The organism is Streptomyces sp. NPDC104202 (genome assembly GCF_055584185.1).
The window spans coordinates 100,199-122,773 of the sequence record NZ_JBVJMN010000018.1 but is presented as its reverse complement, the minus strand read 5'-3'; the positions used below and the strand labels follow the sequence as shown (position 1 = coordinate 122,773).

At 75.0% G+C, this 22,575-nt stretch carries 22 protein-coding genes; 16 read left to right on the top strand and 6 right to left on the bottom strand.

Annotation, left to right across the window (positions count from 1 at the left end; translation table 11 throughout):
• Positions 1-278 (bottom strand): acyl-CoA dehydrogenase family protein (locus tag ACZ60W_RS14960; RefSeq protein WP_469755727.1); only part of this gene is annotated, 278 nt, incomplete at its 3' end.
• A gap of 125 nt (positions 279-403) precedes the next feature.
• Entirely contained in the window at positions 404-1,084 is a 681-nt protein-coding gene (locus tag ACZ60W_RS14955; RefSeq protein WP_469755726.1) for a ScbR family autoregulator-binding transcription factor, read from the bottom strand.
• A 120-nt stretch (positions 1,085-1,204) separates the two neighbouring features.
• Here ACZ60W_RS14955 and ACZ60W_RS14950 point away from each other — a divergent pair, with 120 nt between their 5' ends.
• Complete coding sequence (locus ACZ60W_RS14950; RefSeq protein ID WP_469755725.1) at positions 1,205-2,155, top strand: ScbA/BarX family gamma-butyrolactone biosynthesis protein; 951 nt, start codon at positions 1,205-1,207, stop codon at positions 2,153-2,155.
• A 17-nt stretch (positions 2,156-2,172) separates the two neighbouring features.
• A complete protein-coding gene (locus tag ACZ60W_RS14945; protein ID WP_469755724.1) occupies positions 2,173-3,159 on the top strand; it encodes an NAD-dependent epimerase/dehydratase family protein in 987 nt (328 codons plus the stop codon).
• A gap of 45 nt (positions 3,160-3,204) precedes the next feature.
• Here the strand turns inward: ACZ60W_RS14945 and ACZ60W_RS14940 are convergent, their stop codons facing one another.
• Both ACZ60W_RS14940 and ACZ60W_RS14935 read right to left on the bottom strand, forming a co-directional pair.
• Positions 3,205-3,924 carry a ScbR family autoregulator-binding transcription factor gene (locus ACZ60W_RS14940; RefSeq protein WP_469755723.1) on the bottom strand — a complete coding sequence of 240 codons (720 nt, stop codon included), beginning with the start codon at positions 3,922-3,924 and terminating at the stop codon, positions 3,205-3,207.
• A 143-nt stretch (positions 3,925-4,067) separates the two neighbouring features.
• Positions 4,068-4,604, bottom strand: a complete 537-nt coding sequence (locus tag ACZ60W_RS14935; protein ID WP_469755722.1) for a hypothetical protein — start codon at positions 4,602-4,604, stop codon at positions 4,068-4,070.
• A gap of 373 nt (positions 4,605-4,977) precedes the next feature.
• Between ACZ60W_RS14935 and ACZ60W_RS14930 the strand changes: the two genes are divergently transcribed.
• The 7 genes from ACZ60W_RS14930 to ACZ60W_RS14900 all read left to right on the top strand — a co-directional run bounded on the left by ACZ60W_RS14930 (position 4,978) and on the right by ACZ60W_RS14900 (position 14,369).
• A complete protein-coding gene (locus ACZ60W_RS14930; protein WP_469755721.1) occupies positions 4,978-6,528 on the top strand; it encodes a vanadium-dependent haloperoxidase in 1,551 nt (516 codons plus the stop codon).
• 74 nt (positions 6,529-6,602) lie between these two features.
• Positions 6,603-7,142, top strand: coding sequence for an HPP family protein (locus ACZ60W_RS14925; RefSeq protein WP_469755720.1), 540 nt, complete (start codon positions 6,603-6,605; stop codon positions 7,140-7,142).
• Positions 7,143-7,214: 72 nt separating this feature from the next.
• Positions 7,215-8,120: a sulfurtransferase gene (locus ACZ60W_RS14920; protein WP_469755719.1), complete on the top strand. Its 906-nt coding sequence runs from the start codon at positions 7,215-7,217 to the stop codon at positions 8,118-8,120.
• Entirely contained in the window at positions 8,113-8,538 is a 426-nt protein-coding gene (locus tag ACZ60W_RS14915; RefSeq protein ID WP_469755718.1) for a cupin domain-containing protein, read from the top strand. Before ACZ60W_RS14920 ends, ACZ60W_RS14915 begins: the two co-directional genes overlap by 8 nt.
• A 109-nt stretch (positions 8,539-8,647) precedes the next feature.
• Positions 8,648-9,121 (top strand): cobalamin B12-binding domain-containing protein, encoded by a 474-nt coding sequence (locus tag ACZ60W_RS14910; RefSeq protein ID WP_469755717.1) that lies wholly within the window; start codon positions 8,648-8,650, stop codon positions 9,119-9,121.
• On the top strand, positions 9,118-12,636 hold the full coding sequence (locus ACZ60W_RS14905; RefSeq protein ID WP_469755716.1) for an FAD/NAD(P)-binding protein: 3,519 nt from the start codon (positions 9,118-9,120) through the stop codon (positions 12,634-12,636). Before ACZ60W_RS14910 ends, ACZ60W_RS14905 begins: the two co-directional genes overlap by 4 nt.
• On the top strand, positions 12,633-14,369 hold the full coding sequence (locus ACZ60W_RS14900) for an acyl-CoA synthetase (RefSeq protein WP_469755715.1): 1,737 nt from the start codon (positions 12,633-12,635) through the stop codon (positions 14,367-14,369). The genes ACZ60W_RS14905 and ACZ60W_RS14900 overlap by 4 nt, the downstream gene beginning before the upstream one ends.
• A gap of 129 nt (positions 14,370-14,498) precedes the next feature.
• Here ACZ60W_RS14900 and ACZ60W_RS14895 read toward each other — a convergent pair whose 3' ends face one another.
• On the bottom strand, positions 14,499-15,077 hold the full coding sequence (locus ACZ60W_RS14895; protein WP_469755714.1) for a TetR/AcrR family transcriptional regulator: 579 nt from the start codon (positions 15,075-15,077) through the stop codon (positions 14,499-14,501).
• A 206-nt stretch (positions 15,078-15,283) separates the two neighbouring features.
• Between ACZ60W_RS14895 and ACZ60W_RS14890 the strand changes: the two genes are divergently transcribed.
• The 6 genes from ACZ60W_RS14890 (at position 15,284) to ACZ60W_RS14865 (ending at position 20,188) form a co-directional block, all read left to right on the top strand.
• Positions 15,284-15,832, top strand: coding sequence for a carboxymuconolactone decarboxylase family protein (locus ACZ60W_RS14890; RefSeq protein WP_469755713.1), 549 nt, complete (start codon positions 15,284-15,286; stop codon positions 15,830-15,832).
• A gap of 152 nt (positions 15,833-15,984) precedes the next feature.
• Entirely contained in the window at positions 15,985-17,016 is a 1,032-nt protein-coding gene (locus tag ACZ60W_RS14885; RefSeq protein WP_469755712.1) for a LysR family transcriptional regulator, read from the top strand.
• A 212-nt stretch (positions 17,017-17,228) separates the two neighbouring features.
• Positions 17,229-17,825, top strand: coding sequence for a TetR/AcrR family transcriptional regulator (locus tag ACZ60W_RS14880; RefSeq protein WP_469755711.1), 597 nt, complete (start codon positions 17,229-17,231; stop codon positions 17,823-17,825).
• A gap of 194 nt (positions 17,826-18,019) precedes the next feature.
• Entirely contained in the window at positions 18,020-18,226 is a 207-nt protein-coding gene (locus ACZ60W_RS14875; RefSeq protein WP_469755710.1) for a cold-shock protein, read from the top strand.
• Between the two features lie 28 nt (positions 18,227-18,254).
• Complete coding sequence (locus ACZ60W_RS14870) at positions 18,255-18,614, top strand: ArsR/SmtB family transcription factor (RefSeq protein WP_469755709.1); 360 nt, start codon at positions 18,255-18,257, stop codon at positions 18,612-18,614.
• Between the two features lie 128 nt (positions 18,615-18,742).
• A complete protein-coding gene (locus ACZ60W_RS14865; protein ID WP_469755708.1) occupies positions 18,743-20,188 on the top strand; it encodes an MFS transporter in 1,446 nt (481 codons plus the stop codon).
• Here ACZ60W_RS14865 and ACZ60W_RS14860 read toward each other — a convergent pair.
• Complete coding sequence (locus tag ACZ60W_RS14860) at positions 20,116-20,862, bottom strand: TetR/AcrR family transcriptional regulator C-terminal domain-containing protein (protein WP_469755707.1); 747 nt, start codon at positions 20,860-20,862, stop codon at positions 20,116-20,118. The genes ACZ60W_RS14865 and ACZ60W_RS14860 overlap by 73 nt on opposite strands.
• 134 nt (positions 20,863-20,996) lie before the next feature.
• Between ACZ60W_RS14860 and ACZ60W_RS14855 the strand changes: the two genes are divergently transcribed.
• The gene (locus ACZ60W_RS14855) at positions 20,997-22,517 is read left to right on the top strand and encodes an MFS transporter (protein WP_469755706.1); all 1,521 of its coding nucleotides are present in this window, start codon (positions 20,997-20,999) and stop codon (positions 22,515-22,517) included.
• The last annotated feature ends 58 nt before the right edge of the window (positions 22,518-22,575 follow it).

The following is a 22,575-nucleotide window of genomic DNA, read 5'->3' as shown; positions in this document are numbered from 1 at the left end:
GCCGGGATCAGCGAGGAGGAACCGCAGGCGCGGGCGACCTCCTCGATCACGATGACCGTGGCCAGCGCGTCCGCGCCCGCGCCGCCGTAGGTCTCGGGCACGTGCACGGCGTGCAGGTCGTTGGCGACCAGCGCGTCCAGGGCCTCCTGCGGGAAACGCCCCTCCTCGTCCACCGCCGCGGCGAACGGAACGATCTTCGCCTCCGCGAGAGCGCGGACCGACTCCCGGAGCATGTCGTGCTCCTCGGAGGGCCGATACAGGTCGAAGTCCTTGCCCATGATGTGGAGCTCCCCTAGACGCTTGTGGCACTGAGTACCCTCAGCAAAACACACTCAGTGCCATGACGCCAGAGCGCCCCGACGCGATCTGCGTCGGGGCGCTTCAAACCGTCCGGTCGGTTCTCTCAGTCATGGGTGTCCGCGTGCCCGCCCTGGTCCCGGCGGAGCAGCTGCTCGTCGTACTCGGCGGCCAGCAGCGCGACGCGTCCCTCGGTCAGGTCGAGGCCGGTCAGCAGCGCCGGCGTGCAGATGCTCGGCATGAAGTGCTGGAGGAGCACCGAGACCCGGTGCGCCAGGTCCTCGCGGTCGCACAGGATCTGGGACATCGCCTGGACGCCGGAGAAGGCGCCGCAGAAGAGGCTGGCCGTGTCCGCCACCTTCACATGGAGCAGGAGCTCCCCGCGCGCGTGCGAGGCCGTCAGGATCTCCGAGACCTCGTCGATCCACGCCGTGAAGGCGCCGACCCGGTCGACCCCCGTGGCGCCGGTGTCCAGGGCCAGGCCCACGCTGGCCCGCACGAGCGCGTCGTGCTGCAGGCGGTGGGTGAGCAGGAAGCACTGGTCCGCCAGCTCCTGGATCTTGATCGCCCGAGGCGGCAGCGGGACGTCGAGCATCTGGGCGTCGAGCACCCCGAGGGCCACCTCCTCCTTGGAGGCGAAGTGGAAGTACAGTGCCCCCTTGGTGACCCCCGCGCGGACCAGGATCTCCCCGATGGTCGTCCGCTCGTAGCCGCGCTCCGCGAACACGGTCGCGGCCGCCTCCAGGATCGCCCGCCGGGTCCTGATCGCACGCGCTTGCTGCGCCAAGGCGCCTCCTGCTGTCTGTGCTCAACGTGTGACGTGAAGCATTGAAAAGAAAACCGGGCTGTACGTATTCTAGGCAGGGCGGACATTCCGCCCGGGGGCGCGGGGACGCAAGGGGTATCCATGGGCCAGGACGGTCGCAGAGCGACGGCGCGCGTCCCCGGGGAGTTCGTCCACCGAGCCGACCCCGCCGACATCATCCCCACGGGCTGGACACAGCTGGGGCCCGAGCGGTTCTCCGTCTCGGCTCACTGGCCTGCGGCACATCCCTTCTTCTCTCTGCCTGCGGGGGACCGTCACGACCCCCTGCTGGTGGCCGAGACGATACGTCAGGCCACCATGCTGGTGGCTCACGCCGAGCTGGGGGTACCCGTGGAGGACCAGTTCGTCATGTGGGGCCTGCACTACACGGCCGCCACCGAGGCGCTCGTCGTCGACGGCCTCTCCTCCGACGTCACGCTCGACGTCGTCTGCGCCGAACTCGGGAACCGCGGCGGCCGGCTCGGGAACCTGCGCACCACCGTGGTCCTCACCCGCGACGGCCGGCACCTGGGCACCGGCGGCGCCCTGGCGCGCTCCACCTCCCTGGAGGCGTACCGCCGGATCCGCGGCGAGCGGATGGCCGCCCTCGGCGCGCCCGTCCCCCTCATACCCGGCGTGGCCCCGCACCTGGTCGGCCGCGCGCACTCCCGGGACGTCGTCCTGGCGCCGGGCACCCGACCGGGCCAGTGGCGGCTGCGCGTCAACACCGGCCACTCCACCCTCTTCCGGCGCCCGAACGACCACGTGCCGGGGATGATGCTCCTGGAGGCCGCCCGGCAGGCGGCCGCGCTGACGACCGGCGCCGAGGGCTACCTGCCCACGGGCATGGACGTCTCCTTCTCCCGCTACGCCGAACTCGACAGCCCCTGCTGGATCGAGGCCGAGGCCGTGCCCACCTCCGACCCCTCGGTCGACACCGTCCGGATCGAGGGCAGGCAGGACGGCCGGTCCGTCTTCGTCTCGACCCTCACCTCCCCCTCCCGCTCCCTGGCGGTGGCCGCCGGCGGCCTCGACGGCCGGCGCGCGGGCTGAACCGGACGGGAACCTCCGTGCCTCGCATCCTGATCACCGGGTCCACCGGATTCATCGGCGGCCGCGTGGCGGCGACGGCCGCGGCACGCGCGGACGTCGACCACGTCGGACTTCTCGCCCGCCGGCCGGTCCCGCCCCGGGCGGCGGCCACGACGGACCGGCCGGGTCCCGAGGAGCGGAACCCGGACCGCCGACCTGCTTCCGAGACCGTCGTCGGCGACCTCCGCGACCACGCCTCGCTCCGCCGCGCCTGCGAGGGCGTCGACGTGGTGATCCACTGCGCCTCGGCGATCGGCGTGGACGAGGAGACCGCCCGCGCGGTCAACGACGAGGGCGCGCGCGCCCTCGTCGAGGCCGCCCAGGGGGCCGGGGTGACCCGGATCGTCGCCCTCAGCACCGCCTCCGTGCACGGACGCGGACCCTTCCGCGCCGCCGCCCCCGGCACCCTCCCGCTCGCCCCGGGCTCGGCGACGAGCCGCACCCGGGCGGCGGGGGAGCGGCACGTCCTGGACGCCGGCGGGACCGTGCTGCGGCCGCACTTCGTGTACGGCACGGGCGACCGGCAGCTGGTGCCCGGTCTGGTCCGGCTGCTCGCGGCGCTGCCCGGCCCGCTCGACGCGGGCGCCTCGCTGCACTCCGTGATCGGCGTCGACGCGCTGGCCGGGGCCCTGGTCGGGGCGGCGCTCTCGGACCGGACGCGGCCGGGTCCGTACTACGTCAACCACCCGGTGCCGGTCCCGGTGGCGGAGCTGCTCGCGCCCTGCGAGGCGCTCGTCACCGGGCGGCCGGGCGACGGCCGGGGCGCCGCGGTGGACGTCGCCGAGGCGCGCGAGCTCCTCGCGGACCTGCCTTTCGCGCTGCACCACCTCGCCATGCTCGCCCCCGATCACTGGTTCGAGGACGACCGCCCCTGGGGCGACCTGGGGTGCGATCCGGGGCCGGCGTTCACCGAGGGCATCGCCGCGGACCTGCCCTGGTATCGGGGGCTCCTGGCCGGGGCGTGACCGGACCCGGCCCCGCGCCCCGCGCGGAGCCGGACGGCGGGACGCTCAGCCCACCGGGGCCGTGGTACCGGCCGGCTCCCGGCCGGTGGCCTCCAGACCGGGGACCTCAGCGGCGGTGACCTCCCGGCCTGTGACCTCCAGGCCCGCGGCCTCGCCGTCGGTCACCTCCCGGGCCGGGAGGGCGCCGGGCGCGGCCAGGAGGGGCAGCAGGGTCTGCCAGAGGCCGGTCACCGTCCGGGGGGAGAGCCACTCGGCGTTGTCGCGGCCGAGGGTCTCCAGCCCGACGGTGGCGGCGACGACCGTGCGGGCGAGGTCCTGGAGACGGCCGTGGTCGGTGGCGAGCAGGCCCTCGTCGGCGGCTTCGGCGAGCCGCTGCTGGACACAACCCTGCCACTCCTGACGGAGGTTGAGCTCCGTGCGGCCGTCGTCCGCGCAGCTGAGGCGGAACCCCGCCCGGACGACGACGTCCTCGCGGAGCAGCCGGGCCAGGGCGTGGACGGTGTCGGCGAGGTTCTGCAGGGCGTCCGAGGGGCGGCGGTACTCGAGCCGTGCCGTCCGGCGCAGCGTGGCGGCCGCCTCGCCCTCGACGGCGACGGCGACCGCGGCCTTGTTCTCGAAGTGGAAGTGGAGGGCTCCGGGGCTGACGCCCGCGCCGGAGCTGATCGCCGACAGGGTGGCCGACTCGTAGCCCCGCCGGTCGAACTCGGCGGCCGCCGACCTGATGAGCGCGTCGCGGGTCCGCGTGGCCCGTACCTGTCTGGTCAACCATGGCTCCCGTGACACCGTGTCCCGGCGGCACGGCCCTGATTCCCGTCGCGGCCCACCGCTCGACAACTCCAAACCGACTGCTTGGTATTGTACGAGGTTCCGTGGGCCGGCCCTGGACGTTTTCGGCGATCGAGCCGACGTCAGAGCGCTCGCCCGGGCGCGGCGTCCCGGTGGCGCGGGTGGGTGGTGACCACCACCGCTCCCGCGAGCAGCACGACGTTCTTGACGACGAACTCGCCGACCAGCGTCAGCAGCAGCGGGTTGGAGTGCGCGAACGCCGCCTGCGGGGTGAGGACGAGCACCGCGAACGTGCCGCAGAGGTGGGCGGCGAGCACCGGCAGTGCCACGGCACGGGCGCGCCCGGACACCAGCCAGAGGCCGAGGGCCACCTCGCCCCAGCCGAGCGCGGGCACGAACCAGTCGCCGGCCCGGAACGGCAGGACGGCGACGACGAGTTCGGCCGCCGGACTCAGGCCGATGACCTTGAGGACGCCGAACCACACGAACACCCCGCCGAGCGCGGCCCGCAGCATGCCCAGGCCGTACCGGTGGAGCCGGGGGGCGAGCCGGTCGAAGAGGGGGGCGGGCGCCGGCGGGGCGGAGGGGGACGCGGTGCCGGGCAGCGGGCCGGGGGCGGAGGTCGTGGCGGGGGCCATCGCCTGGGAGGAAACGGTCATGCGTGGGCATCTCCAACACGAGTCGTCACGGGAGCCTGGCGGAACGGGCGGGACCGGGGATCGGCGGGGATCGGCGGGGGTCCGGAGCCGGAGAGGACGCACCGGGATCCCGATGCGGACCGGTGGCGGGCGGTGGACCGCTCGGATCGCGCCGAAATCGAGCGGGAGGGTCGGACGGCCGTCCTCACGCTAACCGCGTTCCGGGCACCCCCGCGACGCCCATCGCTTCCTTGCATGCCTGCGATGGAAGAAGTCGATCGGGCGTTGCCGGAAGCGATCAGATCTCGCCAGCCTGAGGACTGTTCGAGTTTGTGTTTGATCCGCAGACCCGGACCGAGTCCGTCCGCTCCCGGCCCCGCGAAGGAATCCACGGATGTCCCACCGACCCGCCGTCCCCGCCTCCACCACGACCGGCACCGCCCGCACGGCCCCCACCCGGCGCCGGGTGCTCACCACGACGGCCGCCGCGGCCGGGATCCTGGCCCTGCCCGGCACCTCGGCCTGGGGCGTTCCCACCAGCTTCGAGGCGGAGACCCGCACCGGCCGCCGCCGGCCCGGCGCCGTGGCGGACCCCAGCGTCGTCATCCGCTGGAACCAGGCGGCGATGGACGCGATCCTCGGCCGCTACCAGGCCGCCGGCAACCGCTTCGGGCCCGCCACCGTGAACGCCCGCGCCCTCGCGGTCCTCCACAACGCCGTCTACGACGCCTGGGCCTGTTACGACCGCTGTGCCGTCGGCACCCGCTTCGGCGGCTCCCTGCGCCGGCCCCGCGCCGAGCGCACGCTCGACAACAAGAACGAGGCCATCAGCTACGCCGCGCACCTCGCGCTGCTCGACCTGTACCCCGAGTACAAGGTCCCGATCGACTCGATGCTGCGCAGCCTCGGCCACGACCCGGAGCTCACCGACCCCCGCCCGTACAGCCCCGCCTGGATCGGCCGGCGCACCGCGCAGGCCGTCCTGGAGTACCGCCACGCCGACGGCGCCAACCAGCTCGGCACCCCCGCGTACTCCGACACCACCGGCTACCAGCCGCGCAACGCCCCCCAGACCGCGGGCGCCTTCGACCCGTCGACGATCACGGACCCGGCCCACTGGACGCCGCTCGTCGTCAACGGCAAGACGCAGCGCTACCTCACCCCGCAGTTCGCGGTGATGCAGCCCTTCGCGCTGAGCCGCCCCGACCAGTTCACGGTCCCCGCCCCGCCCGCGTACCCCTCCGTCCGGATGACCGCCGCCATCGAGGAACTCCTCGACATCAGCGCCCACCTGACGGACGAGCAGAAGGCCATCGCGGAGTTCTGGCTCAACGACGACGTCACCCCGCCCGGCGCCCAGCAGATGTGGGGCCGGTACGTCTCCGCCCGCGACGGCCACGGCGTCGACGAGGACGCCCAGCTCTTCTTCGGCCTCAACATGGCCGAGTGCGACGCCGCCATCGGCTCCTGGGCGGTCAAGGCCGACTACGACTTCGCGCGCCCCTCGACCCTCATCCCCTACGACCGGCGCGGACAGCGGATCCAGGCGTGGGGCGGCCCCGGCCTCGGCACCGTCACCATGGACGGCGTCGACTGGCAGGCGTACGTGGCGGTCCCGCCGTTCCCGGCGACCGTCTCGGGCCACAGCACCTTCTCGGGCGCGGCGGCCGAGTTCCTGCGCCGCTTCACCGGCTCGGACTCCTTCGGCGACTCCTACCGCTTCAAGGCGGGCGCCTCCACCGTCGAGCCCGGCCTCACCCCGCGCACCGACGTCGTCCTGCACTGGCCCACCTTCAGCGACGCCGCCCACCAGGCCGGCATCTCCCGCGTGTACGGCGGGATGCACTGGAGCTTCGACAACGAGCCCGGCATCGAGATGGGCCACCGCATCGGCAAGGTCGTGCACCGGCAGGCCATGCGCTACTTCGGCGGCACCCACCGCTGACCCGCCCCGGCCGGCCGAGCCCTCGGCCGGCCCCCGGCGGAACCCCGCCCGCCCCCGCCAAGGAGAGAACACCCGTGAGCAACCAGACCCAGACCCCCGTGGGCGCGGCGGCCCCGCCCGCCCGCAGCCGCTGGGCGGGCGGCGCCCCGCCCTTCCCCGGCGCCCGGCCCGCCGTCCTCGGCACCGCCGCCACCGTCGTGTCGCTGCTGATCCTCGTCGCCCTCGGCGAGGCCACCGGTCACCTGCTGATGATCGCGCCGCTCGCCGCCACCGCGATGATCGTCTGCAGCACCCCCGCCCTGCCCCCGGCCCAGCCCCGGGGCGTCATGCTCGGCCAGGTCGGCTCCGGCGTCCTCGGCCTGCTCGCCGTCGCCGCCTTCGGCCACTCCCTCTGGGTGGCCGCCGTCGCCGCCGGCCTCAGCGTCGGACTCATGCTGCTGCTGCGGGCCGTCCACGCCCCCGCCGCCGCCACCGCCGTCCTCGCCGTCCTCCAGGACCCGGCGCCCCTGCGCTTCCTCGTCCTGCTCGCCGTCGGCAGCGCCCTCCTCGTCGTCGTGGGCGTCGTCGCCTCCCGCCTCGGCGCGATCGGCAAGTACCCGACGTACTGGTGGTGAACCGCCCGCCCCGGCGGTGACCCCCGTCCTCCGCACCCACACCCGTGCGGTTCGACCCTCAACGGAGCGCCCATGCAACGAGACAGACTGCTCGTCAGCTGCGAGCAGGTCATGGAAGGGCTGCGGAACCCCGCGGCCCTCGACGCGAACACCGTCCTCGTCGAGATCACCGAAGGCGGCAGCACCCAGGACCGCGTCCCCGGCTCCGTCCGCCTGGACTGGACCGGCGACCTCCAGGACCCGGTGCGCCGGGACGTCATCGGCCCCGAGGCCTTCGCCGCACTCCTCGGCCGGCACGGCATATCCGCCGACCACACCGTCGTCTTCCTCAGCGGCAACAACAACTGGTGGGCCGCCGCCGGATACTGGCAGTTCGCCCTCTACGGCCACCGGCGGCTGCGGCTCCTCGACGGCGGCCGGCTCCGCTGGGAGGCGCTCGGCGCTCCCCTCACCCGGGACGCCCCGGAGCGGCCGCCCGTCACCTACCCCGTCCCCTCCGTCGACGAGTCCGTCCGGGCCCGCCGCGAGGACATGCTCGACCACATCGGCCGCCACCAGCTGCTCGACGTGCGCTCCCTGGAGGAGTACCTCGGCCACAGCAACACCCCGCCCGGCGTCCCCGAGGACCTCGGCGTGCGGTGCGGCCACGCCCTCTCCGCCGACCACATCCCCTGGCACACCGCCGTCCGCCCCGACGGCACCTTCCGCGACCAGGAGGAACTGGCCCGCGCCTACGCCGGCGTCCGCACCGACGCCCCGACCGTCGTGTACTGCCGCGTCGGCTGGCGCTCGGCGCACAGCTGGTTCGTGCTCAGCGAGCTCCTCGGCCTGCCCGACATCCGCAACTACGACGGCGCCTGGCGCGAGTTCGGCTCGCTCATCGGCGCCCCCATCGTCAACGGCCCCCAGCCCTGGGGCCCCGGCGGCATCCCGTCCGTCGTCGCCCAGCGGACCCCGGAGGTCACCGCCCGTGCCTGACGTCACCGTCTTCCGCGACGTGTTCCGCAACGGCTTCGACCAGACCGACCTGCCCTGGGTCCCCTGGGCCGAACCCGGCCGCGTCGGCGTCGAGTACGTCGTCCTCTGGGGCCCCGACCCCGCCGAGGACGAGGACTCCGCCTCCCTGCTGCTCCGCTTCCCGCCCGGCGCCCACGGCGACTTCCACGAACACCTGGGCCACGAGCTGATGCTCGTCCTCGACGGCACCCTCGACCACAGCGACGGACGCCGCTTCCACCGCGGCGACCTCGTCGTCGAGGAGCCCGGCACCCGCCACCAGATGTCCAGCGCCACCGGCTGCACCGTCCTCGCCGTCCGCGCCCGCCCCGCCGCCCCGCGCACCCCGGAGGACGGCGAGATCACCACCGGCGTCGGAGCCGGCGTCCCGGCCCCCTGACCCGTCCGCACACCCCGAGGCCACCGGGCCCCACAGGCCCGGCGGCCTCGCTCCGTACCCGCGCCCGTCCCGAACGCCCGCCCGTCCGCACGCCTTCCGGAGAGACGCCATGACACCGCCCGCACGGCCCCAGTCCCTGCGCAGTCCCGAGCCCTCCCGCCGGGTCCTGCTCACCACCGGTTCCTCCGACGCGCACACCTGGAACCTGGTTCACCTCCAGCTCTTCCTGGAGGAGCACGGGCACTCGGTGCTCAACCTGGGCCCCTGCGTCCCCGAGCAGCTGCTCGTCGACACCGCCCGGATGACCAACCCCGACCTCGTCGTGCTCTCCTCCGTCAACGGCCACGGCCACCAGGACGGGCTGCGCGCCGCCCGCGCCCTGCGCGCCGACCGCGCGACCCGGACCGTCCCCATGGTCATCGGCGGACTGCTCGGCATCTCGCCCGAGGGCGCCGCCACCCGCACCGCCGAACTCCTCGACGCCGGATACGACGAGGTGTACGCGGACGGCACCCCGCCCACGGCGCTGCTGCGCCGGCTCGCCGGACTCGGCGGCGCGTGTACCGGGCGGGCCGCGGCTTGACGACGTCCGCCCCGCCCCCGTACGCCGCCGGTGACCTCGGCGCCCACGTCCGCGCCGCGGCCGAGGCCGGCGAACTGGTCGTCCAGCCCCGGATGGGCATGGTCGGGCCCCGCGAGATGGCCGCCGGAGTCGCCGCCGTCGCCGCCTTGCCCCAGCGCACCGTCGCCACCCTCACCATCGACAGCTACACCCGCGTCGGCGACCACGCCGCCGCCACCGCCGCCCTGCGCGGCGGCCTGCCCCTCAACGGCTTCCCGCTCGTCAGCCACGGCCCCGCCACCACCGCACGGGTCGCCGCGGCGGCCGGCCACACCACACCCGTCCAGGTCCGGCACGGCTCGGCCGACCCGATGGCGATCTTCCGCACGATGACCGCCGCCGGACTCGCCGCCTCCGAGGGCGGCCCCGTCTCGTACTGCCTTCCCTACGGCCGCACCCCGCTCGCCGAATCCGTCGCCGCCTGGCGCGACTCCGTCGCCTTCCTGACCGAGGAGAGCCGCGCGCACGGCCGCCGCGCCCACCTGGAGTCCTTCGGCGGCTGCCTGCTCGGCCAGCTCTGCCCGCCCTCGCTCCTCGTCGCCGTCTCCGTCCTCGAATGCCTCTTCTTCGCGGCCCACGGGGCGACCAGCGTCTCCCTCAGCTACGCCCAGCAGACCCACCCCGCCCAGGACGCCGGCGCCCTCACCGCGCTCCGGCTGCTCGCCGACGAGTTCCTGCCGCCTGCCGTGGACCGCCACCTCGTGCTCTACACCTACATGGGGGTCTATCCCAGGACCGTGCCCGGCGCCCGGCTGCTGCTGCGCCGCAGCGCCGAACTGGCCGTCCGGGGCGGCGCGCAGCGCCTGATCGTGAAGACCGAGACCGAGGCGCACCGCATCCCGACCGTCGCCGAGAACCTGACCGCGCTGCGGATCGCCGCCGACGCGGCCGCCCGCGCCCCCCGTGCCGCCGGAGCCGCCGGCACCCCGGGGCCCGGAGCGCGCGGCCATGGAGGATCGGCCGACGCGGACGCCGAAGAGGTGCTCGCCGAGGCCCGTGCCCTGGTCACGGTCGTCCTCGGCCTCTCCGACGACATCGGCGCCGCCCTGCTCAAGGCCTTCGACCGGGGCCTGCTCGACGTGCCGTTCTGCCTCCACCCGGACAACCGGGGCGCCGTCCGTTCCACCGTCGCACCGGACGGGCGCCTGCAGTGGACCGACCTGGGCGCGCTTCCGCTGCTCACCACCAGCAGGAGGACCACTCCGATGACTTCGCGACAGCTCTCCGGCATGCTCGACCGGGTCGCCCGCGAGCACGACCGCGCGGCCGGGACGGACGCCGGCCGGGCACAGGCGGCCTCCGCCGCGCCCGGGAGCGGGCTCCCGGGCCGGGGGCCGGCCGAGGGACACGGCCGGGCCCGGGACCGGGCCGCCGACCCGGCGCCGGGACACGAGCGGACCGCGCCGGCGCAGGCCCCGGGCCGCGCCTCCGCGCCGGACCCCGGACGCCGCGGCGCCCCGGTGGCACCCGCGGACCCCCTGCGGATCGCCTTCGTCGGCATGGGACCGCGCGGGCTCTCCGTCCTGGAGCGGCTCGCCGCCCGCTGCGCCGAGGAGGCGCCCGGACGGCCGGTGGAGGTGTACGCCGTGGATCCGTACGAGGCGGGGGCCGGTCGGATCTGGCGTACGGACCAGTCGCCGTGGTTCCTGATGAACACCCCCGCCCAGGAGGTCACCATGTTCTCCGGGCCCGCCGACGACGGGCCGCACCGGCCCGGCGCCGGCCCCACCCTGGGCGAGTGGTGGGTGCAGGACGACCCGGCGGACGCCGCACCCGAGGGGTACGCGCCGCGCGCCGTGTACGGCCGCTACCTGACCCACGTCATGCGGCGGATCGAGGAGACCCTGCCGCCCTCGCTCACCGTCCACCGGGTCGCGGCCCGGGTGATCTGCGCCGACCGCACGGGCGCGGACGGCGGCCCCGGAGCCCACCGGCTGCGGCTCGACCGCGGGGACGTCCTCACCGTCGACCGGGTGGTCCTCGCCACCGGCCACCCCGTGAACGAACCCGACGCGGACCAGCGCGCCTGGCAGCGGTTCGCCCGCGAGCACAGCACGCCCGCCCGTCCCGTCCGGCACATCGCCGGCGGCTCGGCGAGCGAGATGCCGCTCGCCGAGATCCCGGCGGGAGCGAGCGTCGGCATCGTCGGCATGGGACTCACCTTCTACGACATCCTCACCGAGCTCACCCTCGGCCGGGGCGGCGTCTTCACCGAAGGCGGCGAGGGACTCCTCTACCTGCCCAGCGGCAAGGAGCCCCGCATCCTGGCGGGCTCCCGCGGGGGAGTGCCGCTGCTCACCCGGGGCGCCAACCAGAAGGGGCCCGAACACCGCTACCGGGCACGGCTGTTCACCCCCGAGCGGATGGCCGCCCTGCGGTCGGCGGCGGCGCCGCTCGACTTCGAGCGGTCCGTCCTGCCCTGGCTGCTGGCCGAGGTCAACCTCGTCCTCCTCGCCACCCGGATCCGCCGCGCCCACGGCGTCGACGCGGCCGCCGAGTTCACCGAGCGCGGCGCCGAGGCCCTCGCGGACCGGCCCGACCTCCGGCTCCTCCAGGGACTGGCCGCCGCGCACCGCGTCGACCCGCGGCCGCTCACCGGCCTGGACGCGCTGGCCCGCCCGTTCGGCGGCCGGCACTTCGGCTCCCCGGCCGAGTTCCACAAGGTGCTCACCGACTGGCTGCGCAGCGACCTGGCCGAGGCGCGGCAGGGGAACGCCGACGGCCCCCTCAAGGCGGCGGCCGACGTCCTGCGGGACGTCCGGCAGACGATCCGTTCGGTCGTCGACTTCGGCGGCCTCACGCCGGAGTCGCACCGCCGCTTCCTCGCCGAGTTCGGCCCGGTCGCCGCGATGGTCTCGACCGGACCGCCCCAGGTCCGCTCGGAGCAGTTCCTCGCCCTGCTGGCCGCCGGCGTCCTCGAACCCGTCGGCCCCGGGGCGCGCTTCGCGGCCGACCCCGTCGAGGGCCGGTTCTCGGTCGAGTCCGCCCAGGTCGAGAACTCCTGGGTGCCGTTGGACGTGATCGTCGACGCCCGGGTCCCCGGCACCGACCTGGCGACGGACCTGGACCCGCTGATCCGCGGCCTGATGGTCGACGGGGAGATCCGCACCTTCACCAACCACGCGGAAGGAGCGGGGGAGTTCGCCACCGGCGGGCTCGACTGCACCGACGCCCCGTTCCACCCGGTGCGGGCCGACGGCTCGGTGGACACCACCACCCACGTCCTCGGCATCCCCAGCGAGCACACCCGCTGGTTCACCCAGGTCGGCAGCGGCCGTCCCGGCCCGTGGGGGTCCTTCACCCGGGACGCGGACGCGATCGCGACGGCGCTGCTGCGGGGGGCGGCGGACCCGGGCGGATCCGTCCGGACCGGCGGGGGACCTGGCCGGCACCGCCGCCGTCCGGGGACGGCCGGCGGTCCCACCGCCGACCTCCCGCGCCCCGGCGGCGTCCTGCTCGGGGGTGCGGCGCGGTGACGGACGCCCGCACGCCCCGCTCGTCCGCGCACGAGGAGTACCGGGCCGCCCGGGACCTCCTCCTGCGGCTGCGCGGGGACCGGGAGGCGGCCTGTGCCGCCTTCCGGTGGCCGCGCGCCGGCGACTTCAACTGGGCGCTCGACTGGTTCGACGTCATCGCCGAGGGCAATGACCGGCCTGCCCTGGAGATCCTCGGCCGGCCCGGCCCGGACGGCTCCGTCCCCGTCGTCGACCGTCTCACCTTCGCCGAACTCGCCGCGCGTTCGGACGAGTTGGCCGTGACGCTGGGGGAGTGCGGCGTCGCGCGGGGCGAGCGCGTCCTGATCCTCCTCGGCACCCGCGCCGAACTCTGGGAGACGCTGCTCGGCTGCGTGAAGTCCGGCGCCGTCGTCGTGCCCGGCTACCAGGACCTGACCCGCGACGAGGCCGCCGACCGGATCACCCGGGGCGGCATCCGGCACGTGATCTGCGCGCCCGGACTCGTGCCGCTCGTCGAGGGGCTGCCGGTGCCCGGCCTCCGCATGGCGCCGTGCGCGGACCGGGCCGGCTGGGTCCCGTACCCCGACACCCGAGGCCCCGGCCGCCGCGCCCACGTGCCGGACCGGCCCACCCGAACCGCCGACCCGTCCTTCTGCTACTTCACCTCCGGGACGACGTCGCTGCCCAAGCTCGTGGAGCACAGTCACGCCGGATACGGCGTGGGCCACCTCTCCAGCCTGTACTGGAGCGGGCTGCGGCCCGGGGACCGCCACCTCAACCTCTCCGCGCCCGGCTGGGCCAAGCACTCCTGGTCCAGCTTCTTCGTGCCGTGGGCGGCGGAGGCCACGGTCCTCGCGCCCCCCGACGGCGGGCTCCCGCCCGAGGTCCTGCCCCGGGCCCTCGCCGACCACGCCGTGACCAGCCTCTGCGCGCCGCCCAGCGCCTGGCGGTCCCTGCTGCCGTACGTCACCGGCGGCGCGGGCGCTCCGCGGCTGCGCGAGGCCACGGCGGCCGGCGAGCCGCTGACCGCCGAGACCGTGCGAAAGGTCGAGGCCGCCTGGGGCGTCCGGGTGCGCGACGGCTACGGGCAGACCGAGGCCACCGCCCTCATCGGCCGTGCCCCCGGCACCCCGGAGCCGATCGCCCCGCTCGGCCATCCGCTGCCCGGCTACCGGATCGTCCTGAGGGATCCCGAGACAGGCGAGGCGGGCGACGCGGGCGAGGTCTGCGTCGACCTCACGGAGCGGCCGCCCGGTGTGATGCTCGGCTACGCCGGCCTGCCGGGCCGCACGGCGGAGGCCTTCGCCGGCGGCCTGTACCGCACGGGCGACCGGGGCGAGCGGTGCGCGGACGGCTCCATCCGGCTGCTCGGCCGGACGGACGAGGTCTTCAAGTCCCACGGCCACCGCGTCTCCCCGATGGAGATCGAGGCGGTGCTGCGCACCCATCCGGACGTGGCGGACGCCGCGGTGATCCCCTGCCCGGACCCGGACGGGGGCCTCGCGCCGTACGCCGTGGTGGAACTCCGCGCGCCGGGGCACGCGGTCGGGGCGATCCCGGCCGGGGGCTCCGGGGGCTCCGAGGGGCCCGACGGCCGGCACCGGCGGATCGGCGGCGAGCTGATCGCGCTGGCCGCCGAGCGGCTCGCGCCGGTCTTCGTCCCGCGGGGGGTCGACGTCGTCCCGAGCCTGCCGCGCACCCGCTCGGGCAAGGTCCGCCGGGGCGAACTCCGCCCCGCCTCCGCCGCGCGCTGACCCGCTTGGCCGCGTCGCCGCGCTCCGACGCGTGGGCCCGCCTCCGCCGCCCGCCGCCGCCCCTGAGGCCCGTGCCGTCGGGCGCGCAGGGCCGCCCCGCCGGGCGTCGATCCGGCGGGACGGCGCACGTCAGGCGCTGACCTGCGCGCGGTCCGCCGTGCGCAGGAGGACCTCCGCCACGGTCCGGGCGCGGACGGCGGCGTCCGCGGTGCCCTCGCGCACGGCGGTGACGATCGCCCCGTCGCCGAGGAGGGCGAGCTGACGGGCCAGGGACTCGTGGTCGCGGTAGCCGCCCTCGGAGAGGAGCCGGGCGAGGACGCCGATGACCTTCTCCTTGTGCTCGGCGGCGACGTGGTGCGCCGGGCTGTCCGGATCGGCCGTCTCCACCATCGTGTTGATGAAGGCGCAGCCGCGGAAGGAGGCCGCGGCGAAGCGTTCGGCGAGGCCGTCGAAGAGGGCGAGGGGCAGTTCCGAGGGGGAGCGCCCGCTGGCCGCGATGCGGCCGTCGAGCCAGGCGCGCCACATGGCGTCGCGGCGCCGCAGCACCTCGACGACCACGTCGTCCTTGCTGGGGAAATGGCGGTAGAAGGAGGCGCGGCCGACTCCGGACTCGGACAGGATCCGCTCGATGCCGACGGCCCGGATCCCCTCTTCGTAGAAGAGACGCTCCGCCGCGCTGAGGAGTCGTTCTTTCGCGTTCGTGGCCATGCCCGACGGTACCACTCGGTGCCGAATAGGTTGCCGCATCAACCACCTTCGGCCGGAAGCCGTCCGGCGGGGCGGCCGCCCCGCCGAATCAGGGATCCGGATGCGAAAGGCGGAGGCGGGCGCTCCCGTTGCATCGGACGGAACCGGTCGGTACCGTCTCGATGGTACCGATCAGTTCCGTCTTGGTCCGGCTCAAGGAGAGCTCCATGCCCCGCCTGCCCCAACTGACCGTCGAGACCGCCAACGAGGAGCAGCGCGAGCTGCTCGAAGGCACCCTCAAGCAGCTCGGCAAGCTGCCCAACCTCTACGCCGCCCTCGCCAACGGCCCCGCGGCGCTCCGCGGTTACCTCGCCATGCGCGAAGCCCTCGTCGGCGGCGCCTTCAGCGCCCGGCAGCGGGAGCAGCTGGCGCTCTACATCGCGCAGCGCAACGACTGCACCTACTGCGTCTCCGCGCACACCCTGCGCGGCGGCAAGGTCGGCCTCAGCGAGCAGGAGCTGCTCGACACCCGCCGCGGCGGTGACGCCGGCGACCCGCACATGGACCAGGTGCTCCGGTTCACCGGCGCCGTCATGGCCACCGCGGGCCGCGTGGCCGACGAGGACCTGGCGGACGCCCGCGCCGCCGGCGTGACCGACGCGGAGATCGCGGAGGTCGTCGGCCACGTCGCCCTCAACGTGCTGTCGAACTTCTTCAATCACGTTGCGCAGCCGGACTTGGACTTTCCGTTGGTCCCGGCGCACCTCGCCGAGTAGAGTCTTCGCGGCCGAGCAGGGGTGCCGGGCGCGACGGAGCGTCCGGCACCCCTGCGGCGTGTGCGACACAGCGACTGGGGCGATCGAGGCGGGTGGCCGACCAACCACCCGGGGCGAGGACACTGCCGCCTGTGCGGCAGGGGGGAATTCACGTGGACATCGACGCAAGAACCCTTCGGACCTTCCGCGAGGTGACCCTCACCGGGTCCTTCACCCAGGCGGCGCGACGCCTCGGGTACTCGCAGTCCAGCGTCACGGCGCAGATGCGTGCGCTGGAGCGGCAGGTGGGCGAGCCGGTCTTCGAGCGGCTCCCCAACGGCGTGCGGCTCACCCACTCCGGCACGGTCCTGCGGGACTACGCGCGCCAGATCCTCACCCTCGTCGGCGAGATGGAGACCGCCCTGCGCAGGCCGGCGGCCAACCCGCCCCGCCTCACCGTCGGCATCGTCCCCGCGCTCGCCTACGGGCAGCAGCTCGCCCGCGTCACCCACATCGGGCGGCGGCTGCTCTCCGGCGTCCAGCTCGCCCTGCGGGTCATGGGGACGTCCGAGGTCCACGACGCCTTCCGGTCCGGCGCGATCGACGGCGCCCTCGTCCTGACCGTGGTGGACGCGGAGGACCCGACCGTCCTCTTAGCCGACCAGCCCCATCCCGAGCGCGCCGACGACCTGACCGAAGTGCGCCTGCAGGAAGTCGAGTTCGTGCCCGTCACGAGCATCGGTCACCGGCGCGGGCACGGCCGCCAGGTCGTCATCGCCGACCCCGACTGCCCCTCCCAGCGCTGGCTGCCCGAGTTCCTGCGGCTGCGCGGGGACACCGCGCCCGAGATCCACGAACTGGGCTCCATGGCGGGCGTGCGCGCCGCCACCCAGTCCGGCCTCGGCTGCGCCATGCTCCCCATGGCCCTCGCCGCCTCCCCCCAGGAGGCCGACGGCCTGCGCCCGCTGCCCGGCGTGCCCCGGATGCGCTGGAACGCCTCCCTGCTCCTCGGCCGCCACGACACCCGCCCGGCCCTCGACCGGCAGAACCTCACCGAGACCCTCCGCCAGGCCACCGCCCTCGCCTGCGCCGTCCACCCCGGCGAGCGGGGCGGCGCGGCCCCGGCCGGCGTCCTCTCCGCCGGGGACGACGTCCTCGGCGGAGACGCGGCCGTGCTCGGCCCGGACCCGAGCATCGCCTCCTGACCCCCTCCGCCGGCGCGCGCCCCGGCCCCGCCGGTGTCCGCGCGCGCCACCCCCGAACGGTGCCGCGGCGCACCGTCGCCTCCCCCCGGCCCCACCCCCGACCGGGTCCAAGAGGGAGCGACGGGGCGCCGCGGCACCTCCGTCACCAGGGCGTGCCGGTCCCGCCACGGCCGTGGTCCCGGCCGGGGACCCGGTGGCTACAGTGGGGCACGATGACACGTTTTCGCGAGAGTGTTCGGTCCCTGCTGCGCGAGCAGGTGCTCGACGCCGCCCACCGCCTCGTCGCCGCCGAGGGCTGGGGCGGGCTGCGCATGACCGCCATCGCGCGCGCCGCCGGGATCAGCCGCCAGACCCTCTACAACGAGTTCGGGTCGAAGGAGGCCATCGGCAAGGCCCTCGTCCAGCGTGAGCTGGAGGCTTTCCTGGTCGGCATCCAGCGCGAACTCGACGCCCACCGAGGCGACCTGGAGGCCGCCGCCTCCGCCGGGGTCGGCTACACGCTCCAGCAGGCCGTGGACAATCCCCTGATCAAGGGGGTGCTGGTCGCGGCACGCGGCGGCGAGGACGATCTCCTCTCCTATCTGACCACGCGCGCCGAGCCGGTCTTCGGCACGGCGATGACGATGCTCGACGCCTACGCGACCGAGGCGTGGCCCGGGGTGGACGAGGAGTCGCGCGGGCTGGCGGTCGAGACGATCGTGCGGCTCACGGTCAGCCACATCGTGCAGCCGGTGGCCCCGCCCGAGGAGTCGGCGCGGCGCATCGCCCGGATCACGGCGAGGATCGCGTACCCCGGCGGCGCCGGCTGAGGGGTCCGCGCCGGACGTCGACGAGGCCCGGTGCCGGACACGGGGGATCTCCGGCACCGGGCCTCTGTTGAAGATTGTACGAGACGTCGAGGGGTGGCTGTCCACCCGGGGCGCCCGGCCCGGATGGCGAAGCACCGGCGTACGGGGTACATCTCCCTCTGAGGCGCATCACCGGTCACGACAGGGAGGCCGCCGTGGAAGGCAGAAGCATCGGGTTCGTGCATTCCTTCAACCGTCTCGGCGGATACGGCTTCGTGGTCCCGGTGAACTCCGAGGACCAGGTCTACTTCCGCGCCGAGGACATCGAGGGGGACGACCAGGTCGTCTCGGAGGGGCAGCAGGTCTCCTTCGTCCTGGTCCTCGGCGAGGGGCGCTTCGAGGCGAAGGAGCTGCGCCTCTGATGGCGACGGGGCTGCCTACGATGGGTCCATGTCTGAGCGAGTGGACCCCGAGGCCTTCCCCCGCCCCCACGAGGGGACCCCGGGGCCGCGCGAACTCTCGGCGGCGGCCGGGGTGTTCGCGCTGCTCTCGGACCCCACCCGGCTCCATCTGCTGTGGCTGCTCACGCACGGCGAGGCCGATGTGACCGCGCTGACGGAGGCGTGCGGCGCGGCGCGCCCGGCGGTGAGCCAGCACCTGGCGAAGCTCCGCCTCGGCGGCCTCGTCCAGTCCCGCAAGGACGGGCGCCGGGTCGTGTACGGGATGCCGGACGGGCATCTGAGGCGCCTGGTGGTCGAGGCGCTCAGCCGTGCGGACCACGAGGTGAGCGGCGAACCCTGGCACGCCTGAGAGCCCGGGCGCGCCGGGGAGCTCCTGGCGCGCCCTCCTCGAAGTAAACATGTGCGCACTTGTGCACGCATCGGCTACCGTGAGGACGTCAGTCGTTCGTCGTCCGCCGTGGCCGACCGGGGGCGTCCATGCTGTCCGTGCTGCGCGACCGCACCTACCGCCGTCTGTTCGCCGCCCAGGTCGTGGCCCTGGGCGGCACCGGCCTGGCGACCGTGGCGCTGAGCCTGCTCGCCTACGACCTCGCGGGCGCGAACGCCGCCGCCGTGCTCGGCACGGCCCTCGCCGTCAAGATGGCCGCCTCCGTGGGGATCGCCCCCGTGGTCGCCGCGCTCGCCGACCGCGTACCCCGGCGCGCCCTGCTCGTCTCGGCGGACCTGGCCCGCGCCGCCGTCGCCCTCTCCCTGCCCCTCGTCACCCGGGTCTGGCAGGTCTACCTCCTGATCCTGCTCCTCCAGGCCGCCTCCGCCGCCTTCACCCCCGCCTTCCAGGCGACCCTGCCCGACGTCCTGCCGGACGAGAGGGAGTACACCGAGGCCCTCTCGCTCTCCCGGCTCGCCTACGACCTGGAGAGCCTGGCGAGCCCGGCCCTCGCCGCGGCGCTGCTCACCGTCGTCCCCTACGCCTGGCTGTTCACCGGCACCGCCCTCGGGTTCCTGGTCTCCGCGCTCCTCGTCCGCACCACCACCCTCCCGCCGCCGGCCGGACCGCCGGGCGACGCCCTCCCGCCCCCCGAAGGCGCGGAGGGCCGCGCCCGCCGCGCCTTCGGCAAGGCCGCCTTCGGGACCCGGCTGCTCCTCGCCACCCCGCGCCTGAGGGCCCTGCTCGCCCTCGACCTGGCCGTCGCGGCGGCCGGAGCCGTGGTGCTGGTCGACACCGTGCTCCTCGTGCGGGACACGCTGGGGCGCTCCGCCGGAGACGTCCCCCTCGCGCTCGGGGCGTACGGGGCGGGGTCGATGGCCGTGGCCCTGCTGCTCCCGCGCCTTCTGGGGCGGGCCGACGACCGGACGGTGATGGTGCGGGCCGCCTGGGTGCTGCCCGGTGCGCTCGGGCTGCTGGCGACGGGGCTCGCCGGCGCGCCGGGTGCGTGGTCGTGGCCCGCGCTGCTCGGGCTCTGGCTGGTCCTCGGCGCGGCCGGGTCGGCGGTCCTCACGCCCGGCGGCCGGGTGGTGCGGCGTTCCGCGGCCGGCGGTGACCTGCCCGCCGTCTTCGCCGCCCGCTTCTCGCTGTCGCACGCCTGCTGGCTGGTCGCCTATCCGCTCGCCGGCTGGTCGGCCGTGCGGTGGGGACCCGCCGTCTCGGCGGCGGTGCTCGCCGCCGTCGCCCTGCCGGCGGCGGTGGCCGCCGCCCTGCTCTGGCCGCGCCGCGACCCGGCCGAGCTGCCGCACGCCCACCCCGAACTCCCCGCCGGGCACCCGCACCTGGCGGGGCCGGGCGGGCCGCACGCGCACGACTTCCGCATCGACGCGCTCCACCGGCACTGGCCCCGGGCGCGCTCCGCGGGTCAGGCGGGATCCGCCCCGGGCCGACGCGGAAGGCGCATCTCCAGGCCGTCGAGGACCACCTCCAGGCCGTAGGCGAACTTCGCGTCCCGGAGGGCGACGGGGTCGGCCGTGGCGGTGCCGGCGGCGTCCGCGTACGCCTCGGAGAGCAGGTCGTGCGCGGCCGCCGCCTGCTGGGCCGCGGGCATGAGGCGCGCGATGAAGGCCGCCTCGGTGTCCCCGGAGCGGGCGACCGTGGTGAGCCAGGCGGCCTCGGTGGTGCTCATGCCGATGACGTACGACAGGACGGTGTCGATCGCCCGGCTCGGCTCGGGGAACCCCGCGGCGGTGAAGAGGGCGGCGAGGCGCTCGGAGTACGCCATGAGGTTCGGGCCCAGGTAGGCGAGGCCGGCCTGTCCGAGCACGGACGAGAGCCAGGGGTGGCGCAGGGCCGTGCCGCGGAAGGAGGCGGCGGCCCCGGTGGCGGCCTCCCGCCAGGGGCCGCCCGGGCTGGGGACGGTGAGCTCGGCGGCGACCTCGTCGACGGCGAGCTCCATCAGCTCGTCCTTGGTGGCGACGTGGCGGTACAGGGACGTCGCGCCGGCGTTCAGCCGGGCGCCGAGCTTGCGCATGCTGAGCGCCTCGGTCCCGTCGGCGTCGAGCATGACGATCGCCTCGCGGACGATCGTGGTCCTGCTGAGCGCGGGCTGGTCGGGCGTGTTCTGCTCCCGCGTCCAGACGGACGGCACGGGGTTCGCCTTGGCGGCCATGGTCCGGGGCTCCTTCCTCGCTGCGTACGGCGTGCGCATTCAGCGTACAGGTCTCCTTCTTGCGAACACTGTACGCAGCTGCGTACAGTGTTCGCATCGAAGGGCGACGAACGCATACCGAGGGGGAAATCCCGATGGAAACCCGCAACCCACGCCGCTGGTGGATCCTGGTCGTGCTGTGCCTCAGCACCCTGGTCCTGGTGGTCGACAGCATGGCGCTGACCGTCGCGGTCCCCTCCATGACCGAGGACATCGGCGCCGGCGCCCAGGACATCCAGTGGATCCTGGACTCCTACATCCTGGTCTTCGCCGGACTGCTGCTCACCTCGGGAAGCCTCGGCGACCGCTTCGGCCGCCGGAAGGTCATGGTCCTCGGCCTGCTGCTCTTCGGGGCCGCCTCGCTGGCCGCCACGGTCTGCACCAGCCCCGGCGAGGTCATCGCCGCCCGGATCGCGATGGGGGTCGGCGGCGCGCTGATCATGCCCTCGACACTCTCCCTCCTCATCACCGTCTTCGACGAGGACGAGCGCCCCCGGGCGATGGCGGCCTGGGGCTCCGTGTCCATGCTCGGACTCGTCGCCAGCCCGGTCCTCGGCGGCGTCCTGATCGACCACTTCTCCTGGCACTCGATCTTCTTCGTCAACGTCCCGGTCGTCGCCCTCGCCGTCCTCGCCGCGCTCACCCTGATGCCCGAGTCGAAGGGCCCGTGGCAGAAGCCCGACCCGCTCGGCGCGGTCCTCTCCGCCGTCGGCATGACCGCCCTGATCTGGTGGATCATCGAGATCCCGCAGCACGGCGCCTTCCAGGGCCGCTCGCTCGTCACCCTGGCCGTCGCGGTCGTCGCCCTCGCCGGCTTCGTGGTCTGGGAGAACGTCACCCCTGAGCCGATGGTGCCGCTGGTCCTCTTCAGGCACCGCAACTTCAGCGGCGGTTCGCTCTCGCTGACCCTCGTGCAGATCGGCAACGGCGGCCTGCTCCTCGTCCTGACCCAGTACCTGCAGTTCGTCCTCGGCTACTCGCCGGTCAAGGCCGGCCTCGCCTTCGTGCCGCTCGCCGTGGCCGCCCTGATCGGCAACGGCGCCGGTGCCGGGCTCGCCGCGAAGACCGGAAACCGCGTCCTGATCCTCGTCGGCATGCTCGTCATGGCCTCGTCCTTCGCCCTCCTCACCACCGTCGACGCCGCCTCCGGCTTCACCGTCCCGGCGGTCGCCCTCGGACTCCTCGGCCTCGGTGCCGGTCTCGCCATGCCGGCCGCCGTCGGCGCGCTGATGAGCACCATCCCCGAGGAGAAGGCCGGCGTCGGCTCCGCCCTGAACGACACCATCCAGCAGGCCGGCACCGCGCTCGGCATCGCCATCCTCGGCTCGCTGCTCACCCGTACGTACTCCCGCGAGATGCCGGCCGACGCCCCCGAAAAGGCCAGGCAGTCGATCGGCGGCGCCCTCGCCGCCGCCCGGGGCGACGCGGACCTCGTCGACGCCGCCCGGGAGGCCTTCACCTCCTCGATGTCGACCACCTTCGCCCTCAGCGCCCTCGGCGTCCTGGCGGCGGCCGTCCTCGCCGCCCTGGTGATGCGGGACGGCGGGCCGGCCGGCTCCGCCCCCGCCGCCGACGGGCCGCTGCCTGAGAAGGAGACGGCGGAGCCCGTCGCCTGATCCTCCCGGCACGGCAGGAGCCGGTGCCCCCGCGCGGGGGCACCGGCTCCTGCCGTGG

Excerpts from the sequence above, each read along its gene's own strand:
- ACZ60W_RS14950 (WP_469755725.1), top strand. The coding sequence starts at position 1,205 with ATGGGCCAGGACGGTCGCAGAGCGACGGCGCGCGTCCCCGGGGAGTTC.
- ACZ60W_RS14935 (WP_469755722.1), bottom strand. The coding sequence starts at position 4,604 with ATGACCGTTTCCTCCCAGGCGATGGCCCCCGCCACGACCTCCGCCCCC.
- ACZ60W_RS14930 (WP_469755721.1), top strand. The coding sequence starts at position 4,978 with ATGTCCCACCGACCCGCCGTCCCCGCCTCCACCACGACCGGCACCGCC.
- ACZ60W_RS14920 (WP_469755719.1), top strand. The coding sequence starts at position 7,215 with ATGCAACGAGACAGACTGCTCGTCAGCTGCGAGCAGGTCATGGAAGGG.
- ACZ60W_RS14910 (WP_469755717.1), top strand. The coding sequence starts at position 8,648 with ATGACACCGCCCGCACGGCCCCAGTCCCTGCGCAGTCCCGAGCCCTCC.
- ACZ60W_RS14895 (WP_469755714.1), bottom strand. The coding sequence starts at position 15,077 with ATGGCCACGAACGCGAAAGAACGACTCCTCAGCGCGGCGGAGCGTCTC.
- ACZ60W_RS14890 (WP_469755713.1), top strand. The coding sequence starts at position 15,284 with ATGCCCCGCCTGCCCCAACTGACCGTCGAGACCGCCAACGAGGAGCAG.
- ACZ60W_RS14880 (WP_469755711.1), top strand. The coding sequence starts at position 17,229 with ATGACACGTTTTCGCGAGAGTGTTCGGTCCCTGCTGCGCGAGCAGGTG.
- ACZ60W_RS14870 (WP_469755709.1), top strand. The coding sequence starts at position 18,255 with ATGTCTGAGCGAGTGGACCCCGAGGCCTTCCCCCGCCCCCACGAGGGG.
- ACZ60W_RS14865 (WP_469755708.1), top strand. The coding sequence starts at position 18,743 with ATGCTGTCCGTGCTGCGCGACCGCACCTACCGCCGTCTGTTCGCCGCC.
- ACZ60W_RS14860 (WP_469755707.1), bottom strand. The coding sequence starts at position 20,862 with ATGGCCGCCAAGGCGAACCCCGTGCCGTCCGTCTGGACGCGGGAGCAG.
- ACZ60W_RS14855 (WP_469755706.1), top strand. The coding sequence starts at position 20,997 with ATGGAAACCCGCAACCCACGCCGCTGGTGGATCCTGGTCGTGCTGTGC.